The following is a 2,352-nucleotide window of genomic DNA, read 5'->3' as shown; positions in this document are numbered from 1 at the left end:
ACCGGCTCGGGCGGCGCATCCCCCGCCTTGATCGCCACGGTCGCCGCGGCGCTGAACGACGAGGACGTGCGCCCGCTCTGCGACGAGGTCATCGTCCAGGGCGCGACCATCCTGCCCTATTCCGTCACCGCCAGCCTGCGCTGCTTCTCCGGTCCCGACACCTCGGCCGTCCTGGCGGCGGCGGAGACCGCCGTCCGCAATTACGTGGCCGACAGCCGCCGGCTCGGTCGCGCTCTCCGCCGCTCCGGGCTCTTCGCCGCGCTGCACCAGCCCGGCGTCGAGCAGGTCACCCTGACCGAGCCCGCCGCCGACATCGAACCGACCACCGGCGAAGCGACCTGGTGCGCGGCCATCAGCCTCTCGCAAGCGCCATGACCTCGATCCTGCCGCCCAACGCCACGACGGCCGAGCGCGCCTTCGAGGCGGCGCTCGCCGCGCTCTGCGATCTGCCCGTGCCGGTGGGCAAGCTCTGGTCGCCCGAGACCTGCCCGGCGGCGCTGCTCCCGTGGCTCGCCTGGGCGCTGTCGGTCGATGACTGGGATCCGGCCTGGTCGGAGAGCCGACGGCGCGAGGTGATCGCGGCCTCGGTCGATCTCCACCGCCACAAGGGCACGGTCGGCGCAATCCGCCGGGCGCTGCGGCTCGCGGGCTATGGCGATGCGGCAGTCACCGAGGCCTGGCAGCTGCCGCGGCTCGGGGCCGCCCCGCCCTTGGGGCGCAGCTGGCAGCTCGGCTGGAGCGGGATCAGCTGGGCCGACTACGACATCGGCATCACCCGGCCCATCGCGCGCCGCGATGCGGATGCGCTCCGCGACAGGCTGGCGGCGGTGGCCCCGGTGCGCTGCCGGCTCAGGCGCATCACGCTCGCCGGCGGCGTCCGGCATGTCCTGGGCCGCGGGGTCTGGGATCTCGGCAATCAGATCCCGCTCGGCGGCGTCTATCACTATGAGGTGCAATGATGGTCAATCTCGCGAGTATCCAGCCGCTCCCCGAGACGGAGGAATGGAAGAGCGTGCCGCGGCTCGAGGACGGCATGTGGCCGACCGGCGGCGTGGTCGATCCCGAGGCCGACAGCGGGCTGATGAACTGGCAGGCCCAGATCCTCGCCGGGCGCACCAGGTTCCTGCGCACCAGGGTGGACGCGCTGATCGCCGCGGTGGTCGCGGCCTCCACCACGGTGGCCGGCATCGTGCGGTTGAACAACACGCTGACGAGCTCGGCTGTCGACGAGGCGCTGACCGCAGCCCAGGGCAAGGCGCTGCAGACGACGAAGGCCCCGCTGGCGAGCCCGGCCTTCACCGGAACGCCGACCGCGCCGACCGCCGCCGTGGCGACCAACACCACCCAGATCGCCACCACCGCCTTCGTCCAGGCCAAGGTCGCGGCGCTGGTGAACGCCTCGCCGGCCGCCCTCGACACGCTCTACGAGCTCGCTGCGGCGCTCGGCAATGACCCGAACTTCGCGACCACCGTCACCAACGCCATCGCGCAGAAGGCCCCCCTGGCGAGCCCCGGCTTCACCGGCGCGCCGACGGCGCCGACCCCGGCGGCGGGCGAGAACAGCCCGCAGATCGCCACCACCGAATGGGTGCGGCAGAACGTGCTGCCCGCCGGCTGCGTCGCCGCCTTCGCCATGACGGCCGCGCCGCCGGGCTGGCTGCGCTGCAACGGGGCGGCGGTCTCGCGCGACGCCTACGCCGGGCTCTTCGCCGCCATCGGCACGAGCTTCGGGCCGGGCGACGGCGCGACCACCTTCAACCTGCCGGAGGCGCGGGGCGAGTTCATCCGCGGGCTCGACGACGGCCGCGGCGTCGACGCGGGCCGGGTGCTGGGATCGACCCAGGGAGCCGAGAGCAACCGGCTGCTGCAGGTGCAATCGGCGCGCAACCCGCCCGGCGAGCAGGGCAACGTCACCATCGACATTCCCGCCACCGATGTCTTCTCGCCCTGGGTCGCCTCGGGCCGGTCGATGGACGGCGACGACGTGAACATGCGCTTCCGCTCCAGCGGGGCCGAAGCCCGGCCGCGCAACCTGGCGCTGCTCTATTGCATCAAGTTTTAATCAAAGAGGCCGGCGCTTTGACAGCAACTCCTTTGCCAAGATCGCCGCCCTGAGCGATAGTGAGCGTGGCAGGAACTTGGCTGCCCACCCCGGAACCAGAACCAACACCTAAACGACCACGATTGCCATCAAGACCATTACGACCACGACCAGACTCCCCATCCCGACCGGATCGCCCCCGCCCCTCGAACAGGGTCGAGGGCGATCCTCCCCCCTGCATCTGCGATGGTCCGCCCAGCACCCCCTGGGAGACTTCCGCCTATGCCCGAACAGTTCCTGCACGGGATCGA

Annotated in this window: 2 protein-coding genes and 1 pseudogene; all 3 read left to right on the top strand. The window is 71.8% G+C overall.

Features of this window, described 5'->3' with window-relative positions; genetic code table 11:
• Window positions 1–375: pseudogene (locus C5F48_RS23210) on the top strand (baseplate assembly protein); the annotation flags it as partial.
• Window positions 372–959, top strand: coding sequence for a phage tail protein I (locus C5F48_RS23205; RefSeq protein ID WP_107666057.1), 588 nt, complete (start codon window positions 372–374; stop codon window positions 957–959). The pseudogene C5F48_RS23210 and the gene C5F48_RS23205, both read left to right, overlap by 4 nt.
• Window positions 956–2,062, top strand: a complete 1,107-nt coding sequence (locus tag C5F48_RS26305; RefSeq protein ID WP_107666056.1) for a phage tail protein — start codon at window positions 956–958, stop codon at window positions 2,060–2,062. Before C5F48_RS23205 ends, C5F48_RS26305 begins: the two co-directional genes overlap by 4 nt.
• Window positions 2,063–2,352 lie beyond the last annotated feature (290 nt).

The organism is Cereibacter changlensis JA139 (genome assembly GCF_003034985.1).
GTDB lineage: Bacteria > Pseudomonadota > Alphaproteobacteria > Rhodobacterales > Rhodobacteraceae > Cereibacter > Cereibacter changlensis.
The sequence above is the reverse complement of the archived record's forward strand: the minus strand, read 5'-3'. Positions and strand labels throughout refer to the sequence as shown.

What these genes read in the sequence shown, in the direction of transcription:
- C5F48_RS23205 (WP_107666057.1), top strand. Translation starts at nt 372, where the DNA reads ATGACCTCGATCCTGCCGCCCAACGCCACGACGGCCGAGCGCGCCTTC.
- C5F48_RS26305 (WP_107666056.1), top strand. Translation starts at nt 956, where the DNA reads ATGATGGTCAATCTCGCGAGTATCCAGCCGCTCCCCGAGACGGAGGAA.